Origin of the sequence: Bradyrhizobium genomosp. I (2014) (genome assembly GCF_000261685.1) — a bacterium.
In the GTDB taxonomy this organism is placed as follows: domain Bacteria; phylum Pseudomonadota; class Alphaproteobacteria; order Rhizobiales; family Xanthobacteraceae; genus Bradyrhizobium.
Window position 1 is genome coordinate 1 of sequence record NZ_AJQE01000008.1, and the last position, 20,594, is coordinate 20,594.

The 20,594-nt window shown below is 66.0% G+C and carries 18 protein-coding genes and 2 pseudogenes; 11 read left to right on the top strand and 9 right to left on the bottom strand.

Features of this window, described 5'->3' with window-relative positions:
* A partial coding sequence (locus IC50_RS00635) for a LysR family transcriptional regulator (protein WP_035699300.1) occupies positions 1–761 on the bottom strand: 761 nt, incomplete at its 3' end.
* Positions 762–868: 107 nt separating this feature from the next.
* Between IC50_RS00635 and IC50_RS00640 the strand changes: the two genes are divergently transcribed.
* The 11 genes and pseudogenes from IC50_RS00640 (at position 869) to IC50_RS00690 (ending at position 11,736) form a co-directional block, all read left to right on the top strand.
* Positions 869–1,192 (top strand): Dabb family protein, encoded by a 324-nt coding sequence (locus tag IC50_RS00640; RefSeq protein ID WP_035699302.1) that lies wholly within the window; start codon positions 869–871, stop codon positions 1,190–1,192.
* Positions 1,189–2,268: a maleylacetate reductase gene (locus IC50_RS00645; protein ID WP_035699303.1), complete on the top strand. Its 1,080-nt coding sequence runs from the start codon at positions 1,189–1,191 to the stop codon at positions 2,266–2,268. The genes IC50_RS00640 and IC50_RS00645 overlap by 4 nt, the downstream gene beginning before the upstream one ends.
* 4 nt (positions 2,269–2,272) lie before the next feature.
* A pseudogene (locus IC50_RS00650) lies at positions 2,273–3,645 on the top strand (amidohydrolase family protein).
* Between the two features lie 21 nt (positions 3,646–3,666).
* The gene (locus tag IC50_RS00655) at positions 3,667–4,569 is read left to right on the top strand and encodes an NAD(P)-dependent oxidoreductase (protein ID WP_035699318.1); all 903 of its coding nucleotides are present in this window, start codon (positions 3,667–3,669) and stop codon (positions 4,567–4,569) included.
* Between the two features lie 15 nt (positions 4,570–4,584).
* Entirely contained in the window at positions 4,585–5,469 is an 885-nt protein-coding gene (locus tag IC50_RS00660; RefSeq protein WP_035699321.1) for an intradiol ring-cleavage dioxygenase, read from the top strand.
* 59 nt (positions 5,470–5,528) lie between these two features.
* Positions 5,529–6,923 carry an FAD-linked oxidase C-terminal domain-containing protein gene (locus IC50_RS00665; RefSeq protein WP_035699322.1) on the top strand — a complete coding sequence of 465 codons (1,395 nt, stop codon included), beginning with the start codon at positions 5,529–5,531 and terminating at the stop codon, positions 6,921–6,923.
* Positions 6,920–8,446: a sugar ABC transporter ATP-binding protein gene (locus tag IC50_RS00670; protein ID WP_035699325.1), complete on the top strand. Its 1,527-nt coding sequence runs from the start codon at positions 6,920–6,922 to the stop codon at positions 8,444–8,446. The genes IC50_RS00665 and IC50_RS00670 overlap by 4 nt, the downstream gene beginning before the upstream one ends.
* Positions 8,439–9,389, top strand: coding sequence for an ABC transporter permease (locus tag IC50_RS00675; protein WP_035699327.1), 951 nt, complete (start codon positions 8,439–8,441; stop codon positions 9,387–9,389). Before IC50_RS00670 ends, IC50_RS00675 begins: the two co-directional genes overlap by 8 nt.
* The gene (locus IC50_RS00680) at positions 9,386–10,363 is read left to right on the top strand and encodes an ABC transporter permease (RefSeq protein WP_035699329.1); all 978 of its coding nucleotides are present in this window, start codon (positions 9,386–9,388) and stop codon (positions 10,361–10,363) included. The genes IC50_RS00675 and IC50_RS00680 overlap by 4 nt, the downstream gene beginning before the upstream one ends.
* Positions 10,364–10,404: 41 nt before the next feature.
* Positions 10,405–11,379, top strand: coding sequence for a sugar ABC transporter substrate-binding protein (locus IC50_RS00685; RefSeq protein ID WP_035699331.1), 975 nt, complete (start codon positions 10,405–10,407; stop codon positions 11,377–11,379).
* Positions 11,380–11,448: 69 nt separating this feature from the next.
* Positions 11,449–11,736 (top strand): YciI family protein, encoded by a 288-nt coding sequence (locus IC50_RS00690; RefSeq protein ID WP_035699332.1) that lies wholly within the window; start codon positions 11,449–11,451, stop codon positions 11,734–11,736.
* 5 nt (positions 11,737–11,741) lie between these two features.
* Here the strand turns inward: IC50_RS00690 and IC50_RS00695 are convergent.
* From IC50_RS00695 to IC50_RS00730, 8 genes and pseudogenes are all read right to left on the bottom strand, one after another.
* Positions 11,742–12,717, bottom strand: a pseudogene (locus IC50_RS00695) (ABC transporter ATP-binding protein).
* Positions 12,714–13,703, bottom strand: a complete 990-nt coding sequence (locus tag IC50_RS00700) for an ABC transporter ATP-binding protein (RefSeq protein ID WP_035699335.1) — start codon at positions 13,701–13,703, stop codon at positions 12,714–12,716. Before IC50_RS00700 ends, IC50_RS00695 begins: the two are co-directional and overlap by 4 nt.
* Before the next feature lie 19 nt (positions 13,704–13,722).
* On the bottom strand, positions 13,723–14,646 hold the full coding sequence (locus IC50_RS00705) for an ABC transporter permease (protein WP_035699336.1): 924 nt from the start codon (positions 14,644–14,646) through the stop codon (positions 13,723–13,725).
* Positions 14,643–15,584: an ABC transporter permease gene (locus tag IC50_RS00710; RefSeq protein WP_035699337.1), complete on the bottom strand. Its 942-nt coding sequence runs from the start codon at positions 15,582–15,584 to the stop codon at positions 14,643–14,645. The genes IC50_RS00705 and IC50_RS00710 overlap by 4 nt, the downstream gene beginning before the upstream one ends.
* A 17-nt stretch (positions 15,585–15,601) precedes the next feature.
* The gene (locus IC50_RS00715; protein WP_035699341.1) at positions 15,602–17,203 is read right to left on the bottom strand and encodes an ABC transporter substrate-binding protein; all 1,602 of its coding nucleotides are present in this window, start codon (positions 17,201–17,203) and stop codon (positions 15,602–15,604) included.
* A 141-nt stretch (positions 17,204–17,344) separates the two neighbouring features.
* Positions 17,345–19,015 (bottom strand): nickel ABC transporter ATP-binding protein NikE, encoded by a 1,671-nt coding sequence (gene nikE, locus IC50_RS00720; RefSeq protein WP_035699338.1) that lies wholly within the window; start codon positions 19,013–19,015, stop codon positions 17,345–17,347.
* The gene (locus IC50_RS00725) at positions 19,012–19,860 is read right to left on the bottom strand and encodes an ABC transporter permease (protein ID WP_035699339.1); all 849 of its coding nucleotides are present in this window, start codon (positions 19,858–19,860) and stop codon (positions 19,012–19,014) included. The genes nikE and IC50_RS00725 overlap by 4 nt, the downstream gene beginning before the upstream one ends.
* Positions 19,857–20,594, bottom strand: a 738-nt coding sequence (locus IC50_RS00730; RefSeq protein WP_035699340.1) for an ABC transporter permease, incomplete at its 5' end; no start/stop codon positions are given. The genes IC50_RS00725 and IC50_RS00730, both read right to left, overlap by 4 nt.

Consider the following 20,594-nt stretch of genomic DNA (forward strand, 5'->3'; position numbering starts at 1 on the left):
AGCCGGCCGGCCGCGATATCGCCCTGCACGATGTAAAGCGGCTGGATCAGGATGCCGAGACCCGCGCGCGCCGCGCCGCAGATGATCTGGCCGTCATTGCTGTCGAGCGTCGGCGCGATCCGGATCGTCTGCGTCGTGCTGCCCTTGCTCAGCCGCAGCGAATAGGGATCGTTGGCGAGGTTGTAGATCAGCATGTTGTGGCGGGTGAGATCGGCGGGGTGCTCCGGACGGCCGTGCTTCGCCAGATAGGCCGGCGAAGCCGCAAGCACGCGGTGCATCTGGCCGATGCGGCGGACGACGATGTTGGAATCCGGCTCGTGCTCGCGCGTGCGGATCGCGACGTCGATGCCGGCTTCGATGAAGTCCAGATAGCGGTTGGCGCTGATGATCTGCACACTGAGATCCGGATAGAGCGCGCGGAACGCCGGCAGCATCGGTGCGAGATAGATCATCGCGAAGGACAGCGATGACGTCACGCGCAGCATGCCCTTCGGCGACAGGGCGCGGTCGGAGACGGCGTCCTCGGCTTCGGCGAGTTCGTTCAACAACGGGCTGCAGCGCTGCAACAGCTCCTGCCCTGCCTCGGTCAGCCATTGCCGGCGCGTGTTGCGCTCGATCAGCCGGACCGCAAGCCGCTCCTCCAGCGCGCTGAGATGGCGGCTCGCGGCCGCATTCGACATCCGCAGGATTTCGGCGGCCTTGGACAGGCTGCCGAGCTCGGCGGTTTTGGAGAAGACTTCGAGTTGGAGCAGCCGGTCCATTTTTGCGAAAGCAGGAAAAGAGACTTACAAATTTTGACCTTTATTTCCGTTTTCTGCAAGGCAAAATGACCTCAACAAAGCAGAATGGCAGGCGAGGAAATCAGGAAATGTCGGGCCCGATCAGGCACATCGTGATGTGGCAGCTGCGCGGGGAGACCCAAGAGGAGCGCTCGGCCGCCCGGCTTAAGGTCAAGACCCTGTTCGAGGGCCTCAAGGGCCGGATCGATGGCCTCACCCATATCGAGGTCGGCATGGATGTCAGCGCGGTCGACTACGCCTGCGACGTCGTTCTGTTCTCCGAGTTCACCGACCAGGCCGCGCTCGCCGCCTACGCCAACCACCCCGAACATTTGCGCGTCCGCGAGGCGCTGGGCGACTTGCGGATCGGCCGCTTCCAGGTCGATTATCCCATCAAAGAGACCGGCGCATGATCGGGTCGTTCACCTTCGAAAACCTGCCCTGCCGCGTCGTGTTCGGCAGCGGAACCCTTGGCTCGGCCAAGGCCGAGGTCGAGCGGCTCGGCGGCAAGCGCGCGCTGGTGCTGACGACGCCGCAGCAGGAGGCGCAAGGCAAGAGCCTCGGCGCGGCGCTCGGACCGCTCTATGCCGGCATCTTTCCCGGCGCCACCATGCACACGCCGGTCGAGGTCACCGAGCGCGCGCTCGCGGCGATGAAGGCGTGCGAGGCTGACTGCGTCGTCTCGCTCGGCGGCGGCTCGACCACCGGCCTCGGCAAGGCGCTGGCCTTGCGCACCGGCGTCAACCAGCTCTGCATCCCCACCACCTATGCCGGCTCGGAGATGACGCCGATCGTCGGCCAGACCGAGAACGGCCTGAAGACCACGGTGCGCGACGCGGCCGTGCTGCCGGAGACCGTGATCTACGATGTCGATCTCACCTTGACGCTGCCGGTGAGCCTGGCTGCAACATCCGGCATCAACGCAATCGCCCATGCGGTCGAAGCACTCTATGCGCGCGACACCAATCCGGTGACCTCGCTGATGGCGGAGGAAGGCATTCGTGCGCTGGCGCGTGCCCTGCCCGCGATTGCCGCCAGAAGCGACGACCGCGAGGCCCGCACCGAGGCACTCTACGGCGCCTGGCTGTGCGGCGTGTGCCTCGGCACCGTCGGCATGGCGTTGCATCACAAGCTCTGCCACACGCTCGGCGGCACCTTCGACCTGCCGCACGCCGAAACGCACACCATCGTGCTGCCGCATGCGCTGGCCTACAACGCGCCGGCGGTGCCGGATGCGATGGCGCGCATCGCGCGCGCGATTGGCGCAGCCGATGCGTCCCGGGGCCTTTACGACCTTGCGAAGCGACTGGGCGCAAAGCTGGCGCTACGTGATGTCGGCATGCCCGAGAGCGGCATCGACAAGGCGGCCGACCTCGCCGTCACCAATGCCTATTGGAACCCGCGCCCGCTCGAGCGTGGCGCCATTGGCGACCTGATCGCGCGCGCCTGGGCCGGCGAACCGCCCGGCGCCGTCAAAGCGGCGGCGTGACGCGATGCGGCGCACGCTCATCAAATCGGCCACCGTCATCAGCATGGATGACGCGATTGGCGATCTTTCGAGCGGCGATGTGCTGGTCGAAGGCAGCCGCATTGTCGACGTGCGCCCGTCGATCGAGCTCGGTGGCGGCGCGGCTGAGACCGAGATCATCGACGGCAATGGCCGCCTCGTTATCCCCGGCCTGATCAACGCGCACATGCACACCTGGCAGACGGGCTTGCGCGGCTTTGCCGCGAACTGGACGCTGCTGGAATATTTCCGCCGCATGCATGCGGGCCTCGCGACCGTGTTCCGGCCCGACGACATCCATATCGCGACGCTCGTCGGCGCTCTGAACCAGATCAACCACGGCGTCACCACGCTGGTCGACTGGTGCCACAACAATCCGACTCCCGCACACACCGACGCTGCGGTGCGCGGCCTGACCGAGAGCGGCATCCGCGCCGCCTTCTTCCACGGCTCGCCAAAGCCGGAGCCGAAGCCGGGCGAGCCGCACTTCTCGGAAGTGCCGCATCCGCGCCGCGAGGTCGAGCGGCTGCTGGCCGGCCCCCTCGCCGATCGCGACGGCCTCGTCACGCTGGGCCTTGCCATCCTCGGCCCGCATTATTCGACGCTCGACGTCGCCATGCACGATTTCCACCTGGCGCGCGAGCTGAACCTGATCGCCTCCATGCACCAGGGCGGCGGCGCGGCGAAGACGCCAGGCGGGTGGGAGAAGCTGATCGAGGCGGGCCTCGTCGGTCCCGGCATCAACATCGTCCACGGCAACGACCTGCCTGACGATCTGCTCGATCGGATCGTCGATCTCGGCGTGTCCTTTTCCGTCACGCCCGAGAACGAGATGATCCAGGGCCACGGCTTCCCGATCACCGGACGTCTGTTGAAGCGCGGCGTGCGGCCGACGATCGGCATCGATCTGGAATCCGTGCTGGCCGGCGATCTCCTCTCCGCCGCCCGCGTCGCGCTTTCGATGCAGCGGGCGCTCGACAATGCGGAATCGCGCCGAGCGAGCGGCGCCATTCCGGCGACATCCACGATCCCCGTGCGCGAGGCGTTGCGCTGGATCACGACCGAAGGCGCCCGCATGCTCGGCCGCGAAAACCAGATTGGATCGCTGACGCCGGGGAAGCTCGCCGACCTCGTCATCATCAACGCGTCCGATCTCAACCTTTTCCCGGTGCACGATCCCGTCGCGACCGTCGTGATGCAGACGAGCCTCATCAACATCGAGGCTGTCATGATCGGCGGCGCCTGGACGAAACGTAACGGCCGGCTGCTGGTCGAGGGGCTGGAGACGAAGATGGCGCTGCTGGCACAATCCGGCCGGCGGCTTGTGCAGGACATGAACGACAGGGACGCGCCGCCTGAAGGCGCCAATGGACAACGACCATGACAGACGTTTCCAACAATGTCGCCTTTATCGGGATCGGCAAGATGGGCCTGCCGATGTCGATCCTCGTCGCCAAGGCCGGTTACGCGGTAACGGCGTTTGACCAGAGCGTGGCGCGGCTCGATGAGGCTCGCGCGCAAGGCGTTTCGATTGCCGCTTCGCCCGTCGAAGCCGTGCGCGGCAAGGCCGCCGTTGTCACATCCCTGCCCGATGACGCGGCCTTGCGCGGCGCGCTGCTCGGCCCTGCCGGCCTGATCGCCGCGATGGCGCCCAAAACCGTTTTGATCGAGACCAGCACCGTCAGCGTCGATGCCTCTACCGACGTTGCCGCCGCCGCGCAGGCACGCGACATTGCCTATCTTCGTTCCCCGGTCTCCGGCAATGCCAGCATCGTCCATACCGGCGCCCTGACCTGCTTCGTCTCGGGGCCGAACGACGCCTTCGAAAGCGCAAGGCCGCTGTTCGCGGCCTTCACCCGCGCCCAGACCTATCTCGGGCCGGCCGAGGAAGCCCGCTACGCCAAGCTCTCCGTCAATCTGATGATCGCCGTGTCTGCCGCGATGATGGCGGAGAGCCTGGCGTTGGCGCGCAAGGGCGGCATCGCCTGGCAGGACATTCTGAAGGTGCTCGACGACAGCGCGATTGCCTCCCCGATGGTGAAGTACAAGACCGCGCCGCTGCGGACCCGCGATTTCGAGTCCACCTTCTCCTGCAAGCAGATGGCCAAGGATCTCGATCTCATCCTCGGCGCCGGGCACGCCGTCGGCGTGCCGCTTCAGCTCGCGGCGCAAGTGCGCGAGACCTATGGCTCGCTGGTCGCGCAGGGCGACGGCGACACCGACTTCATCGCGACCGTCAGGCATCTCGAGCGGCTGTCCGGCCTCGGCGAGCCGAAGCTCTGATCAACGGAGGCACCCATGCGCAACTTCAACGAGACCACGATCACGGACGCGGTGCTGGAGCGGATCGCGGGCGCGACCGATCCGCGGATCAAGCAGGTCAGCGAGGCGCTGGTGCGCCACCTTCATGCCTTTGTGCGCGAGGTGCGGCCGACCCAGAAGGAATGGGAATACGGTATCGACTTCCTGACCCGCACCGGGCACATGTGCGACGACAAGCGCCAGGAATTCATCCTGCTGTCGGATACGCTCGGCGTCTCCATGCTGGTCGACGCGATCAACCATCCGGTGCCGGAAGGCGCCACCGAAACCACGGTACTCGGGCCGTTCTTCGTTCAGGCCGCGCCGGAGAAGGAGAGCGGCGCCGATATCTCGGGTCCGATGGAAGGCGATCCGATGCTCGTCACCGGCTCGGTCTCGACCATCGACGGAAAGCCGCTCGCAGGCGCCATTGTGGACGTCTGGCATTCCGATGACGACGGCTATTACGACGTGCAGCAGCTCGACGCCATCGGCGACCTCGCGATGCGCGCCCGCTTCCACACCGACGCCAATGGCCGCTTCCATTTCTGGTCGATCAAGCCTGCCGCGTATCCGATTCCGCATGATGGACCGGTCGGCGAGATGCTGGAGGTTCAGGGACGCCATCCCTGGCGCCCGGCCCACGTGCACTTCATGATCTCGGCGCCGGGTTTCGAGCAGCTCGTGACTCACGTGTTCGTTGCCGGCGATCAGTATCTCGACAGCGACGTGGTGTTCGGCGTCAAGGACAGCCTGATCCGCGAGTTCGTCCGCCACCCTGCGGGCCGTGCGCCGGATGGTCGCATGGTGGAGAGCGCGTATTTTCATCTCAACTATGATTTCGGTTTGAAGCAGCTTGCGAGCGACGCAAGGGCCGCATAAGCCGAACGACAACGCAGCGGACCGGCAAGAGTCCGATAGGGAGCAGACGGGAGCTGAGGATGGGACCGCGGGTCAGCACGAGCACATTGGCCGATCGCCTCACCAGCATGATCGGCCCGCGCGCGAGCGTCGCGCGCGGCGTGCTCGATCAGCATGGGCAGAGCGAGTCGCACTATCGGAGCCTGCCGCCCGACATCGTCGTCTTCCCTGAAACCACGCAGGAGGTCGCGGAGATCGTCAGGCTCTGCGCCGGCACCGGCATGCCGATCGTGCCGTTCGGCGCCGGCACCTCGCTCGAAGGCAATGCAGCCGCGGTCGCGGGCGGCGTCTGCTTCGACTTCGCACGCATGAACAGGGTGCTCGCGGTGCACGACAGCGACATGGATGTCGTGGTGCAACCCGGCATCACGCGCAAGCAGCTCAATGCGGAGCTGCGCAATACGGGCCTGTTCTTCCCGATCGACCCCGGCGCCGACGCCTCGATCGGCGGCATGACCTCGACCAGGGCCTCCGGCACCATGGCGGTGCGCTACGGCACCATGAAGGACAATGTGATGGCGCTGGAAGTGGTGCTGGCCGATGGCCGCGTGATCCGCACCGCCAAGCGCGCGCGCAAGTCGGCGGCCGGTTATGATCTGACGCGCATGTTCGTCGGCGCCGAAGGCACGCTCGGCGTGATCACCGAGATCACGCTGAAGGTGCACCCCGTGCCGCAGGCGATTTCGGCCGCGGTCTGCAGCTTCGACACCCTGCACGACGCGGTCGATACCGCGATCTCGGTGATCCAGTCCGCAATCCCCGTGGCGCGCATCGAGCTGCTCGACGACGTCATGATGCGCGGCATCAATGCCTACGCCAAGCTCGGCTATCGCGAGGCCCCCACCCTGTTCCTCGAATTCCACGGCTCGGAGGCCTCCGTCGCCGAGCAGGCCGAGGCCGCGCAGGCCATCGCCGCCGATCATGGCGGCCATGGCTTTGCCTGGGCAAAGGCACCGGAAGACCGCAGCCGGCTCTGGCACGCGCGCGACAACACGCTCTATGCCGGCCTCGGCCTGCGCCCCGGCGCACGCGCGGTGATCACCGATGTCTGCGTGCCGATCTCGCGGCTGGCGGAATGCCTGACCAAGACGCGGCGCGACGCGGACGAACACGGCTTCGTCGCGCCGATCGTCGGCCATGTCGGCGACGGCAATTTCCACATGCTGATCCTGATCGATCCGGCAAGGCCGGAGGAGACCGAAGGCGCCAAGGCGCTGCAGGCCCGCATGGTGGCGCGCGCCATCGCCATGGACGGCACCTGCACCGGCGAGCACGGCATCGGGCTCGGCAAGATCGATTATCTCGCTGACGAACTCGGCGAGGCCGTCGACGTGATGCGGCAGATCAAGACCGCGCTCGACCCTGATGGACTGATGAACCCAGGAAAGATCTTTGCGAGCGGAGCACGCGCATGAGCAACGCGGCGCTGGCCATTGAGCCCTCCTCGCCAGTCCCGCTGCTGGAGTTGCGCGGCATCAGCAAGGAATTTCCCGGCGTCAAGGCGCTGGACGACGTGTCCTTTGCCGTCTACCCCGGCGAAGTCCACATGCTGCTGGGCGAGAACGGCGCCGGCAAATCGAGCCTGATGAAGGTACTGTGCGGCGCCTACCGCGCCGATGCCGGCGAGTTCTACTACAAGGGCGAGGCGGTCGCGATCAATTCCACCGCGGACGCGCAGAAGCTCGGCATTGCCGTGATCTTCCAGGAATTCTCGCTCGTCCCCTATCTCGATATCGCCCAGAACATCTTCCTGGGACGCGAGCCGAAGGGCCGCATCCCCGGTACCATCGACCGCCGCAGGATTCTGGCCGATGCGACGCGCGTGCTCGATACGATTGGCTTCGATATCGATCCCTCCACCATTGTTGACAAGCTCGGCGTGGCGCAGCAGCAGATGGTCGAGATCGCGAAGGCGATCAGCCAGAACGCCCGCATCCTCGTCATGGACGAGCCGACCGCGGCGCTCTCGGACCGTGAGACCGAGCTGCTGTTTGCACTGATCGCACGGCTGAAGGCCGACGGCGTGTCCATCGTCTACATCTCGCACCGCATGGCCGAGGTGTTCGCGCTCGGCGATCGCATCACCGTGCTGCGCGACGGCCGCCGCATCGACGGTGTTCGCCCAACCGACGTCACGCCGGACCAGTTGGTCCGCATGATGGTCGGCCGCAACGTCGACATGACTTATCCACGCCATTTCGCCGACAAGCCCGGCGAGCTGCTGCTCGAGGTCAAGGGCCTGACGGCGCCGACCGGGATCTCCGACATCAACATCGAGGTGCGCCGGGGCGAGATCGTCGGCCTGTGCGGCCTCGTCGGCTCCGGTCGCAGCGAGGTCGCGCGCGCCATCTTCGGCGCAGATCCCGTCACATCAGGCGAGATCATCTTCGACGGCAAGACCATCTCCGGCGAGCCCGATCTCGCCGCCCGCCGCGGCATCGCGCTGATTCCTGAGAGCCGCAAAAGTGAAGGCCTCGCGCTGCTGCGTTCGGTGAGCGACAACCTCGTGGTATCGGCGCTGCGAAAACTGTTCCCGAGCGGCCTGTTCGACCAGCGCAGTGCGCAGCGCACCGCCGACAGCCTGATCCGCCAGTTGAGGATCGCGACACCGAGCGCGCGGCAGACCGTCGGCCTGCTTTCGGGCGGCAACCAGCAGAAGGTCGTGATCGGCAAATGGCTTGCGGCCGGGTCGAAGCTGTTCATTTTCGACGAGCCGACACGGGGCATCGACATCGGCGCCAAGTCGGAGATCTTTGCGCTGATCGACCGCCTGGTCGCGGAAGGCGCGGCGGCCCTGATGATCTCGTCCGAGCAGGTCGAGATCTGCCATGTCTGCGACCGCGCCTACGTCATGCGGGAGGGGCGCATTGCCGGACACCTGACGCGCAGCGAACTGACGGAGGAGAACATCGTGCGACTGGGGATGCATCATGCGTGAAGCCGCGGTCATCTCGGAGCCCAATCCGCTGCAGCGCATTCCCGGCGTCGCCATGGTGCTGGTGCTGCTGATCGCGCTGTTCAGCGTCATCGCGCCCGGCTTCCTGTCGGTCGCCAATCTCTCCAACGTGCTGGTGCAGTCGACCATTCTGACCATGCTCGCGCTGCCGATGACGCTGATCATCATGACCGAGGGGCTGGACCTGTCGATGGGCGCGGTGCTGACGCTGACCTCGCTCTGCGTTGCGATCGTATCGCTCGCGACCAAGTCGATGCTGCTGGGCCTCGGTGCCGGCCTGCTGGTCGGCACGGCCTTCGGCGTCGCCAATGGCTGGCTGGTCGCGATCCTGGGCATTCCGCCCTTCGTCGCGACGCTCGGCACGCTCGGCATGGCGCAGGGCCTGTCGCTCATCGTCAGCGACGGCCAGAGCGTGGTCGGCATTCCCCACAGCGTACGCGACATCTATTCGGCGACGCTTCTGGGCGTCCCGGTGCCGATCGTGATGGCGCTGGTCACCTATGCGGCCTTCCACGGCCTGCTCTATCACACCCGCTTCGGCACCTACATCTTCGCCCTCGGTGGCAACCGCGAGGCGCTGCGCTATGCCGGCCGCTCGCCGAACCGGCTGTTGATCGCGGTCTATGCGATCGGCGGCGCCATGGCCGGCATCGCGGGCCTTCTGATGACCGCGCGAATGAACTCCGGCCATCCCACCGCTGGCCTCGGCCTGGAATTCGATGCCATCGCCGCCGTCGCCGTCGGCGGGACCTCGTTCGAGCGCGGCAATGGCTGGCTGCTCGGCACCCTCCTCGGCGTCCTCTCGGTCGGCGTGCTACGCAACGGGTTGAACCTGATCTCGCTGCCGTCCTCGGTGCAGGTTGCAAGCGTGGGCGTGCTCGTCATCGTCGCTCTGTTCCTGGATGGCCTCAGGAGCCGCGCATGACAGACATCACCAAGGAGGCCATGGTGCCGCCCCGCTCCTTCCTGTCGCAGGATGCGATCCAGGTGTTCTATCGCCTGCTGGCCGCGCTGCTGATCTGTGCGGTGCTCGCCGTGCTCAGCGATTCCTTCCTGAGCCTCGGCAACATCCTCAACGTGCTGAGGCAGGCGAGCCTGACCTTCTTCATCGCCTCCGGCCTGACGCTGGTGGTGCTGACCGCCGGCCTCGATCTGTCCGTCGGCGCCAATGTCGCGCTGTCCGCCTGTATCGCCGGCACCGTGATCCACAAGACCGGCTCGCCGGCGCTCGGCATCCTCACCGGCCTTGCCTGCGGCGGCATCGTCGGCCTGCTCAACGGCATCATGGTCACCGCGCTCCGCATCCCCTCCTTCATTGCCACCTATGGCATGCTGTGGGTGCTGAACGGCCTCACCTATTGGTACATGGCGGGCGAGACCCTGCACGGCTTCCCCGCCGGCTTCCGCCAGATCGGCAGCGGCTATCTGTTCGGCCTGCCCATCCCGGTCTATCTGCTGCTGGTGTTCCTCGGGATCGGGACGTTGTTCGCGCAGCGCACGATCTGGGGCCAGGAGATCTATGCGATCGGCGCCAATCCGGTCGCGGCACGGCTCTCCGGCATTCCGGTCGCGCGGCGCCTGCTGCTGGTCTATGCCGTCTCCGGCACCATGGCGGGGCTTGCCTCGATCATCTTCCTGTCGCGGCTCAATTCGGCCGAGGCCGATATCGGCGAGAGCCTGACGCTGCCGGCGATCGCGGCCGTGCTGATCGGCGGCACCTCGCTGTTCGGCGGCGTCGGCACCGTGTTCGGCACCTTCATCGGCGCGCTGATCCTCACCTTGGTGCTGAACGGAATGAACCTGCTCTCGGTCAGCGCCAACTGGCAGCCGCTCGTGACCGGCGTCATCGTCATCCTCGCGGTCTGGCTCGACATGAAGACCCGCCGCGGCACGCAATGAGTTCCTGGAGTTCAACAAGCAAAATGAGGGATGGAGGCAATATGAAACGTAAACTGGGCTATCTGACGCTGCCACTGCTGATGGCGGCCGCGTTCACCACCGGGGCGCGCGCCGACGGCGAGACCATCGCCGTCTTCACCAAGAACCAGACCAATCCGTTCTTCCAGACGGTGCGGGTCGGCGCCGACAACATGGCGAAGACGCTGAACGCGAAGACGCTTCAGTACATCCCGACCAAGCCGGACTCGATCCCCGAGCAGCTCAGCCAGATCGAGGACGTCGTGGTCAAGAAGCCGAGCGCGATCGTGTTCACGCCGGTCGATTACAAGGCGATGGTGCCCGGCGTCGAGAAGATCAACGAGGCCAAGATCCCGGTCGTCAACATCACTGACCGTTCGGCCGGCGGCAAGTTCCTGTCCTTCGTCGGCGCCGACGACTACAGCCTCGGGCTGGAGACCGCGCGCTTCCTGCTCAAGACGCTGGGCGGCAAGGGCAACATCGTCATCATCGAGGGCGTCAAGGGCTCGCTGACCAATGTCGACCGCGTCCGCGGCTTCAACGACGCGCTCAAGGAAAGTCCGGGGGCCAAGCTGCTGGCCTCGCAGCCCGGTAACTACCAGCGGCTCCAGGCGCTCCAGGTCATGGAGAATTTGATGCAGTCGAATCCGCAGATCGACGGCGTGCTCGCCGCCAACGACGCCATGGCGGTCGGCGCGATCGAGGCGCTCGACGGCGCCAACCGCAAGGCCCAGGTGATCGGCATCAACGGCACCAAGGAGGCGATCGACGCGATCAAGTCCGGCAAGCTGCTCGCGAGCGGCGACTACAACGGATTTGCGCAAGGCTGCCTCGGCACCATGATGGCGATCCGCGCCTTGCGCAACCAGCCCGTCATCGCCGAGATCGTGCTGAAGCCGACCGTCATCACCAAGGACAATTACGGGCCGTTCGACGTGCCGCTGGAGCAGCGGACCTGCCCGACCTTCGAGGACGCCGGCAAGCTCGGCGCCAAGTAGACCAACCCATCACGTCCGGACGGCCGCCATGGCGGCCGTCCCAAGAACCAAGTCAAGAAAGGAAGACCGATGTTGTTCGCCATTCACGCTCTCGACCGCACCGGCGCACTGCCGACGCGGCTTGCCAATTACGACGCGCACAAGGCCTTCCTGAGCGACACCTCGCGCTTCGGCGTCAGGATCGTGATGTCGGGGCCGTTGGTCTCCGACGACGGCCAGACCATGATCGGCAGCCTGTTCCTGATCGAGGCACCGGGCCGTAGCGAGGTCGAGACCTTCAACCGCGCAGATCCCTTTGCCGCGGCCGGCATCTGGGAAAAGGTCACGATCACGGGCTTCCTGCGCCGGCAGGGTTGAGCCGCCTACGGCGGCTCGTCGAGGTGACAGGCCACCCACTGCTCCGGGCCGGCCGCGCGCAGCGTCGGCTCCTCTGTCCGGCAGCGGTCGAAGGCGAAGGGGCAACGGGTATGAAAGCGGCAACCGGGTGGCGGATTGATCGGGCTCGGCAGGTCGCCCCTGAGGATGATGGGATTGCGCTGTGCCCCGGGCTCCGGCAGCGGCACCGCCGAGAGCAGCGCCTTGGTGTAGGGATGCCTTGGCGCGGCAAAGATCTCCCGGCGCGGCGCCACTTCCACGATCTTGCCGAGATACATGACCGCAACGCGATGTCATGTGCTCGACGATCGCGAGATCGTGGCTGATGAACAAGAGCGCGAGGCCGAACTCGCTTTGCAGATCCTGCAGCAGATTGACGATCTGCGCCTTGACCGAAACGTCGAGCGCGGAGACCGCCTCGTCGCACACGATCAGCTCGGGTTCGGCCGCAAGCGCGCGCGCAATGCCGATGCGCTGACGCTGGCCGCCTGAGAATTCATGGGGTCTGCGGTTCAGCGCCTCGCGCGGCAGGCGCACGGTGTCCATCAGCGATGTGACGCGAACCTCGAGATCCTCCGCGGATTTGGCGAGGCCGAAATTGCGGATCGGCTCGGCCAGGATGTCGCGCACGCGCATGCGCGGGTTGAGGCTCGAGAACGGATCCTGGAACACCACCTGCACGCGCCGGCGCATCTGGCGCATCGTGCTCGGCGCGGCGTCGTCGATCCTCTGGCCGTCGAGGATGACCTGGCCAGAAGTAATCTCGAACAGCCGCAAAATGGCGCGGCCGACCGTCGACTTGCCGCAGCCGGACTCGCCGACCAGCGACAGCGTCTCGCCGCGCGCGATCTCGAACGACACGCCGTCCACCGCATAGACGAACTCGTTTTGTCGCCCGAACAGGCCCTTGTTGACCGGAAAATGCTTCTTGAGGTCGTTGACCTGGAGCAGCGGAGGACTCATGCCGCGACGGCTCCCTTGGCGGCGTAGTGACAGGCGGCGACGTGGCGCGGGCCCTTCTCTTCGAGCCCCGGCGCATATTGGCGGCAGAGATCGGTCGCGAGCGCACAGCGGCCGGCGAAGACGCAGCCGATAATGGGCTTGCGGAGGTCGGGCACCTGCCCCGGGATCTCGGCGAGCCGCGTTGCGGTCCCGGCCAGCGACGAGCCGAGCTTCGGCACCGCGCCGAGCAGGCCTTGCGTATAGGGATGGCGCGGCGAACGGAACAGCTCGGCGACCGGCGCCTCCTCGACCTTGCGGCCGGCATACATCACCATGACGCGTTCGGCGATCTCGGCGACGACGCCGAGATCGTGGGTGATCAGGATGATGGCGGCGCCGACCCGGCGCTTCAGATCCAGCATCAGCCTCAGAATCTGCGCCTGGATCGTCACGTCGAGCGCGGTTGTCGGCTCGTCCGCAATGAGAAGCTTCGGATTGCACGCCAGCGCGACCGCGATCATCACGCGCTGGCGCATGCCTCCGGAGAGCTGGTGCGGATATTCGCCGACGCGCCGTTTCGGCTCGGGAATGCCGACCAGCGTCAGCATCTCGATCGCGTGCGCCTCCGCCGCCCGCTTGTCGAGGCCCTGATGGATCATCAAGGTCTCGCGAATCTGGCGGCCGACGGTGAGCACCGGATTGAGGCTGGTCATCGGCTCCTGAAAGATCATCGAGATGTCGTTGCCGCGGATCGCGCGCATCTCGCGATCGGACAGCTTCAGCAGATCCCTGCCCGCAAAGCGGATGGCGCCGGCGATCCTGCCCGGCGGCTCCGGAATCAGCCGCATCAGCGACATCGACGTCACCGACTTGCCGCAGCCGGACTCGCCGACGATGGCGAGCGTCTCGCCCTCGTTGACATGGAAGGACACGCCGTCGACGGCGCGATTGATGCCGCCGGGGGTACGGAAATGGGTCTGGAGGTTCTCGACTTCGAGCAAAGCCATCGCGATCAGCCTCGATACATCACAGGCTCTTGGCCATGCGCGGGTCAAGCGCATCGCGAAGGCCGTCGCCGAGCAAATTCACGGCGAGCACAGTGACGGACAGGAACGCTGCCGGGAAGAACACGATGTAGGGCTTCACCTGCCACAGCGCGCGGCCCTCGGCCATGATGTTGCCCCAGGACGGGATGGTCGGCGGCGTTCCGGCGCCGATGAAGGACAGGATCGCCTCGGTGATCATCGCGCTGGCGCAGATGTAGGTCGCCTGCACCAGCATGGGCGCAACCGTGTTCGGCAGGATGTGGCGGAGGATGATCATGGGCGTGCGCGTGCCGCAGGCGACCGCCGCATCCACATAGGGCTGCTCGCGCAGCGACAGCACCACGCTGCGGACGAGGCGCGAGACACGCGGGATTTCGGCAACGGTGATGGCGAGGATGACGTTGCCGACGCTGCCGCGCGTCAGCGCCATCAGCGCGATCGCGAGCAGGATCGGCGGAATGGACATCAAGCCGTCCATGAACCGCATCAGGATGCCGTCTGCCCAGCGGACGAATCCGGAGATCATGCCGATGGCGAGGCCGGCCGCCGATGCGAAGATCGCGACCGACAGGCCGACCGTTAGCGAGACGCGCGCGCCGAACAGCACGCGCGAATAGATGTCGCGGCCGAGCACGTCGGTGCCGAACCAGAAATCGGCCGACGGCGCCCGTGTGCGCTTCGCCGGCGCCAGTGCAGTCGGATCGACCGTGCCGAGATAGGGCGCAAAAATCGCGATCAGGACCAGCGTCAGCAGCAGCGCGACGCCGACCGCGACCGTCGGATGACCGCGCAAGAGGCCGACGAAGCCGCGCCGGATCGTGACCGGCCGCAGGATCTCAGGCAGATGTGGCGCGACGACGAGGCCGGCCGGAAGCGATTGCGGATTGACGGTGGTGTCGGTCAATAGCGGATCCTCGGGTCAACGAGCGTGTAGACGACGTCGATCATCAGATTGACGAGGACGTAGACGAAGCTGAACAGCAGCACGATGCCCTGGATCACCGGATAGTCGCGGCGCAGGATCGCGTCGATCGTGAGGCGGCCGAGGCCGGGGATCGCGAACACGCTCTCGGTCACGACCGCGCCGCCGATCAGGAGCGCGATGCCGATCCCGATCACGGTCACGATCGGCACCGCCGCGTTCTTCAGCGCGTGAATGAACAGGATGCCGCCCTGCCCGAGTCCCTTGGCCTTGGCGGTGCGGATATAGTCCTGCTGCAAGACTTCGAGCATGGCGGCCCGCGTGATGCGCGCGACCAGCGCGATATAGACGCAGCCGAGTGCGATCGACGGTAGGATCAGGTTCTCCAGCCACGGCCAGAAGCCCGAGCTGAGCGGCGTATAGCCCTGCACCGGCAGCCATTCCAGCTCGAGCGCGAAGACGTAGGCGAGCATGTAGCCGACCACGAACACGGGCAGCGAGAATCCGAACACGGCAAAGCCCATGATGACGCGGTCGATCAGGCTGCCGGCCTTCCATGCCGCCACCACGCCGAGCGGCACCGCCACCACGATCGTGAGCAGCAGCGTGACGAACATCAGCGACAGCGTCGGTCCGAGACGCTGCCCGATCATCGCCGAGACCGGCAGATTGGTGAAGATCGAGGTGCCGAGATCGCCGTGCAGGATGCGCCAGACCCAGCCTCCGAACTGGACCAGGAACGGACGGTTGAGGCCGAGGCTCTGGCGGATGCGCTCCACATCCTCCGGACTCGCCTGGTCGCCCGCGATCACCACGGCGGGGTCACCCGGCGCGATATAGAGCAGGCTGAACACGAACAGCGCGACGATCGCCATGACTGGCAAGGTCGCGACGATGCGACGGAGGATGTAGGAGAGCATCTGGCCTCAGCGCACGATCATGCAGACTTGGACACGCCCCAGAAGAACGGCAGCGGCCCTTTGGTGATGCCGGAGACGTTCTTGCGCCATGCCGTGTAGCCGAGGAAGAAGCCCGTCGGCGCGAAGACGACGTCGTCAAGCGCTGCCTTGTTGAGGCGGGCGATCGTCGTCTTTTCCTCGTCGAGGTTTTTGGCCTCGAACCATGCGGCAACCTCCTTTTCGGTATCGGCGCTCGTGGGCCAACCGAACCAGGCCTTGTCGCCGTTGGCGCGGATGGCATTGTAGGGCCCCGGATTGACGCAGTCCGCGCCCGCATGCCAGGTGTGGAACATGTGCCAGCCGCCCTGTCCCGGCGGCGTCTTCAGTGCGCGGCGGGCGCCGACGGTGCCCCAATCGGTCGCCACGAAGTCGACGTTCATGCCGAGCTTCTTCAGCAGGTCCGCGGTCACGTCGCCCTGCGCCTTGGTGATCGGCTGGTCCTGCGCGACCAGGCACGTGACCGGCTGCCCCGAATAGCCGCTCTCCGCGAGCAATTTCTTGGCCGCGTCAAAGTCGCGCTTGCCCTTCAGGATATCGCCGCCCATCTCCGAGTAGAGCGGTGTACCCGGCGTGAAGAAGCCGGGCAGCGGCTTCCAGAGTGCGGTGTCGTCGCCGACGATCGCGCGCATGTAGTCTTCCTGGCTCATCGCCATCAGCACAGCGCGCCGCGCCTTGACGTCGTTGAATGGCGGATACAGGAAGTTCATGCGGAACGCGCCGATATTGCCGAGCGGATCGCCGATATCGACGCTGATGTTCTTGTTCTTCTTCAACACGGGTACGAGGTCCGCGATCGGATTCTCCCACCAGTCGATCTCGCCGTTCTGCAGCGCCGCGGCCGCGGTGGCCGCATCCGGCATCACCACCCACTCGATGCGATCGACCAGGATCTGCTTGCCGCCAGCCAGCCACGACGACTTCTCCTGGCGCGGTGCATAGTCGGCGAATTTCTCGAACACGGCCTTCGCGCCCGGAACCCACTCGCCTTTGACGAACTTCATCGGCCCCGAGCCGACATATTCCGTGATCTGCTTAAATGGGTCGGTCTGCGCGATGCGCTCCGGCATGATGAAGGCGCAGGGCGAATTGTTCTTGCCCAGCGCGTAGAGCAGTTTCGGGTAAGGCGCCTTGAGGACCCATTTGAAGGTGCGGTCGTCGACCGCCGTGAGCTCCTGCTGAAGCGCCTTGATCATCAGCCCCATCGGATCGCGCACGGTCCAACGCGCGAGGCTCGCAACGACGTCCTTGCTGCGCACCGGCTCGCCGTCGTGGAACTTCAATCCGGGTCGCAGCTTGAACGTCCAGGTCTTGCCGTCAGCCGATACTTCCTCGGACTCGACCATCTGTCGTTGAGGCGTGAACGACGAGTCGATGCCGTAGAGCATGTCCCAGACCATCGCCGAGGCATTGCGCACGACATATTGCGTGCCCCAGATCGGATCGAAATTGGCGAGATTGGCCTGAGGCACGAAGCGCAAGGTCCGAGCGGATGCGCCCTGGGCGACCGCCGGGGCCGAGAGGCCGGTCAATGCCAGACCGCCCGCGCCGGCCAGTCCCTTCAATACGGTCCTGCGATCCATGAAGTCCTCCCAGTAATGCCGTGGTGCCAGCTGTTCCTTGGCAAAGGGCAAGTGAAACCAAGCCCATTTGCAAGCAAATGGTATGCCACTAAATGCGCCGTCGCCGATGGGATCTCGCCGCCCTTTTGGCCGCTCCAGGCCTCAAAGAGCGGCCGCCAGCGCAGGCCCCCTCTCGATATGCGGGATCGCCTCGACCAATTTGCGCGTGTAGTCGGTCTTTGGATTGTCAAACAGGGCGCGGCTTTCGCCCTGCTCCACGATGCCGCCGTTGCGCAGCACGATGGTGCGGTCGCAGAGCATGCGCACCACGTTGAGGTCGTGGCTGACGAACAGCAGCGCGATGTCGTTCTCGCGCCGCAGGCGATCGAGCAGCTGCAGCACCACCGCCTGAACCGAGACGTCGAGCGCGGCGGTCGGCTCGTCCAGCACAAGGAGCCGCGGCCGGCAGGCAATGGCGCGGGCGATGCCGACGCGGGCTTTCTGCCCGCCGGAGAGCTGATGCGGAAACCGCGGCAGCAAATCCAGCGGCAGTCCCACCCGCTCCGCGCATTCTTCCACCCGTTTGCGAAGCGTCTCACCCGCACGCATGCCGTCGAGTCGCATCAAGGGGTGGGCAATGCAATCGAACGCCGTAAAGCGCGGGTTGAGACTTTCGTTCGGGTCCTGGAAGACCATCTGGATGTCTTTGCGCAATGGCGAGCGGTGAAAGTCACGCGACGCCACGTGGCCGATCGACTGCCCGTCGAACACGATGTCGCCCTCGCTCGGATCGATCAGGCGGCAGATCATGCGCGAGGTCGTGCTCTTGCCGGAGCCGGACTCGCCGACGAGCCCGACGCTCTCGCCGCCGGCCATCGTCATCGAGAAGTCGGCAACCGCCGCGGAACCCTGGTCGAAACGCTTTGCGAGCTTCCGCACCTCCAGGAGCGGCGGCGTGCCGTGAGCGGGCTCCTGCCTGGGCTTGCCGACTGCAGCGGAGTAACGCTCGCTCTCCTCCTCCGTCACGAGGTCCTCGATCCGTGACGTCGCCGTCGGCGATGCCGCAACCAGGCGCCTCGTATAGGCGTGCTGCGGCGCGCCGAAGAGCGTGCCGGGGCTCGCCTCCTCGACGATGCGGCCACGCTCCATCACGGCGATGCGGCGGCAATAGCGCGCTGCGAGGCCGAGGTCATGCGTGATCAGGATCGTCGCCATGCCTCGCGCGGCGGCAATGTCTGCCAGGAGATCCATCACGACCTTCTGGGTGGTGACGTCGAGCCCGGTCGTCGGCTCGTCGGCGATCAGCAGCGCGGGATTGCAGGAGATCGCAATCGCGATCATGACGCGTTGGCACATGCCGCCGGAGAGTTCGTGCGGATAGGCGCTCATTCGCACCTCGGGATCGCGGATCTGGACGGCGCGCAGCAAGTCCAGCGCCTCGGCTCGCGCGGCCTCCTTCGAAATGCGCTTGTGGGTGAGGATCGCGTCGGCGATCTGCAATCCGATGGCCCGGATCGGATTGAGCGCAGCCCTCGGGTTCTGGAAGATCATCGACATCGCGGCGCCCTGGAGCTGACGGAGGTCATCTCCCCCAAGCTTCGTGACGTCCTGCCCGCGGAACAGGATCTTGCCGCCGGTGACGCGCCCGGCTGCATCGAGCAGCCGTGTCGTCGCAAAGCCCGTGACCGACTTGCCCGAACCGCTCTCGCCGACGAGGCCGAGCATCTCACCGGCATCGACCGTGAGCGTCACGCCGCGTACGGCCTCGACCATTCCGCGCCGCGTCGAGAACGCGACGTGGAGGTCGTCGATCCTGAGCAGTTCCTCGCTCATGTGCGCATCCGGGGATCGAGAATGTCCCGCATCCCGTCGCCGAGGAGGTTGAAGCACAGCACCGCCATCATCAAGGCCAGGCCCGGAAAGGCCACCAGCCACCAACGCCCGGTCGAGATGAAGCGCGCCCCCTCCGCGACCATGATGCCCCATTCCGGCGTCGGCGGCTTGACGCCGAGGCCGATGAAGGACAGGCCGGCTGCATTCAGAATCGCCCAGCCGAGATTGAGCGAGATCTGCACCGCCATCGCCGGCAGGATGTTCGGCAGCAGGAAGCGCAATACCACCGAGAAATGGCTCTCGCCGCAGGCGCGTGCGGCCTCGACCCAGCCGACATTGCGCCTGACATTGACCTCGGCCCGCGCAAAGCGGATGTAGAAGGGAAGATTGATGATCGCGGTCGCGATCACGATGTTCTCGATCCGGTTGCCCAATGCCGCGACCATCGCCATCGCCAGCACGAACAGCGGAAACGCCATCATCACGTCGACGAAACGGCCGACGGCGCGATCGAGCCGGCCGCCGGCATAGCCGCAGAACGCGCCGACGACGGCCCCGATCACGAAGGAGATCCCGACTGCGGAGACCGCGATGGCAAGGTCGAGCCGCGCGGCGATGACGAGGCGGCTGAACACGTCGCGTCCCAATTGGTCGGTGCCGGCAATGTGCGCCGCACTCGGCGGCTGCAGGGCCTCTGAGACATTCGAGGCCACGGGATCGTAAGGCACGATCCACGGCCCGAAGATCGCGACCAGGACGAAGACGAGCACGCCGGTCGCGGCAACCGCAGTGAGCGGATTGCCGCGCAGGATCCAGACCGAATGGCGAAGGGTTGCGCTGGTCATTCGATCGACACCCTGGGATCGGCGATGCCGTAGCAGATGTCGACCACGAGATTGACCAGCACGAACAGGCTGGCCATCAGCAGCACGAAGCCCTGCACCGGCGCGTAGTCGGAGGACAGCAGCGCATCGAGCGCATAGGAGGCAACGCCCGGCCAGGAGAACACCTTCTCCACGAGGACGTTGGCACCCAGCATGGTCGAGAACACGATGCCGGCGATGGTGATGACGGGAAGGATCGCGTTGCGCAGCGCGTAGGTCACGACCACCTTGCGCCAGGACAATCCGACCGAGCGCGCGGTACGCACGAAATCGCTGCCGAGCGAGACCAGCATCGAGGCGCGCGTGATCCGCGCCAGCGGCGCGATGACGAACAGGGCCATGCTCAATGCCGGCAGGATCAATTGCTTGAAGGCGGCCCACCAACCCTCGACGTCGCCGGCGAGCAGGAAGTCGATCGACAGGAAACCGGTGCGTTGCGGCGGCAGCGAGGTGAAGACGTCGATCCGTCCCGTGGGATCAGGCGCGAGCCCGATCAGATAGTAGAAGACGTAGATCAAGAGCAAGCCCGAGACGAAGGTCGGCACGCAGACGCCAAGTGCGCAGAACAGCCTCACGCCGTGATCGACAACCGAGCCCGGCCGCAGCGCCGCGATCACGCCGAGCGGCACCGCCGCGATCAATGCGATCAGAAGCGCGGAGAAAGTGAGCTCGAGCGAGGCCGGCAGCCGCTCCCG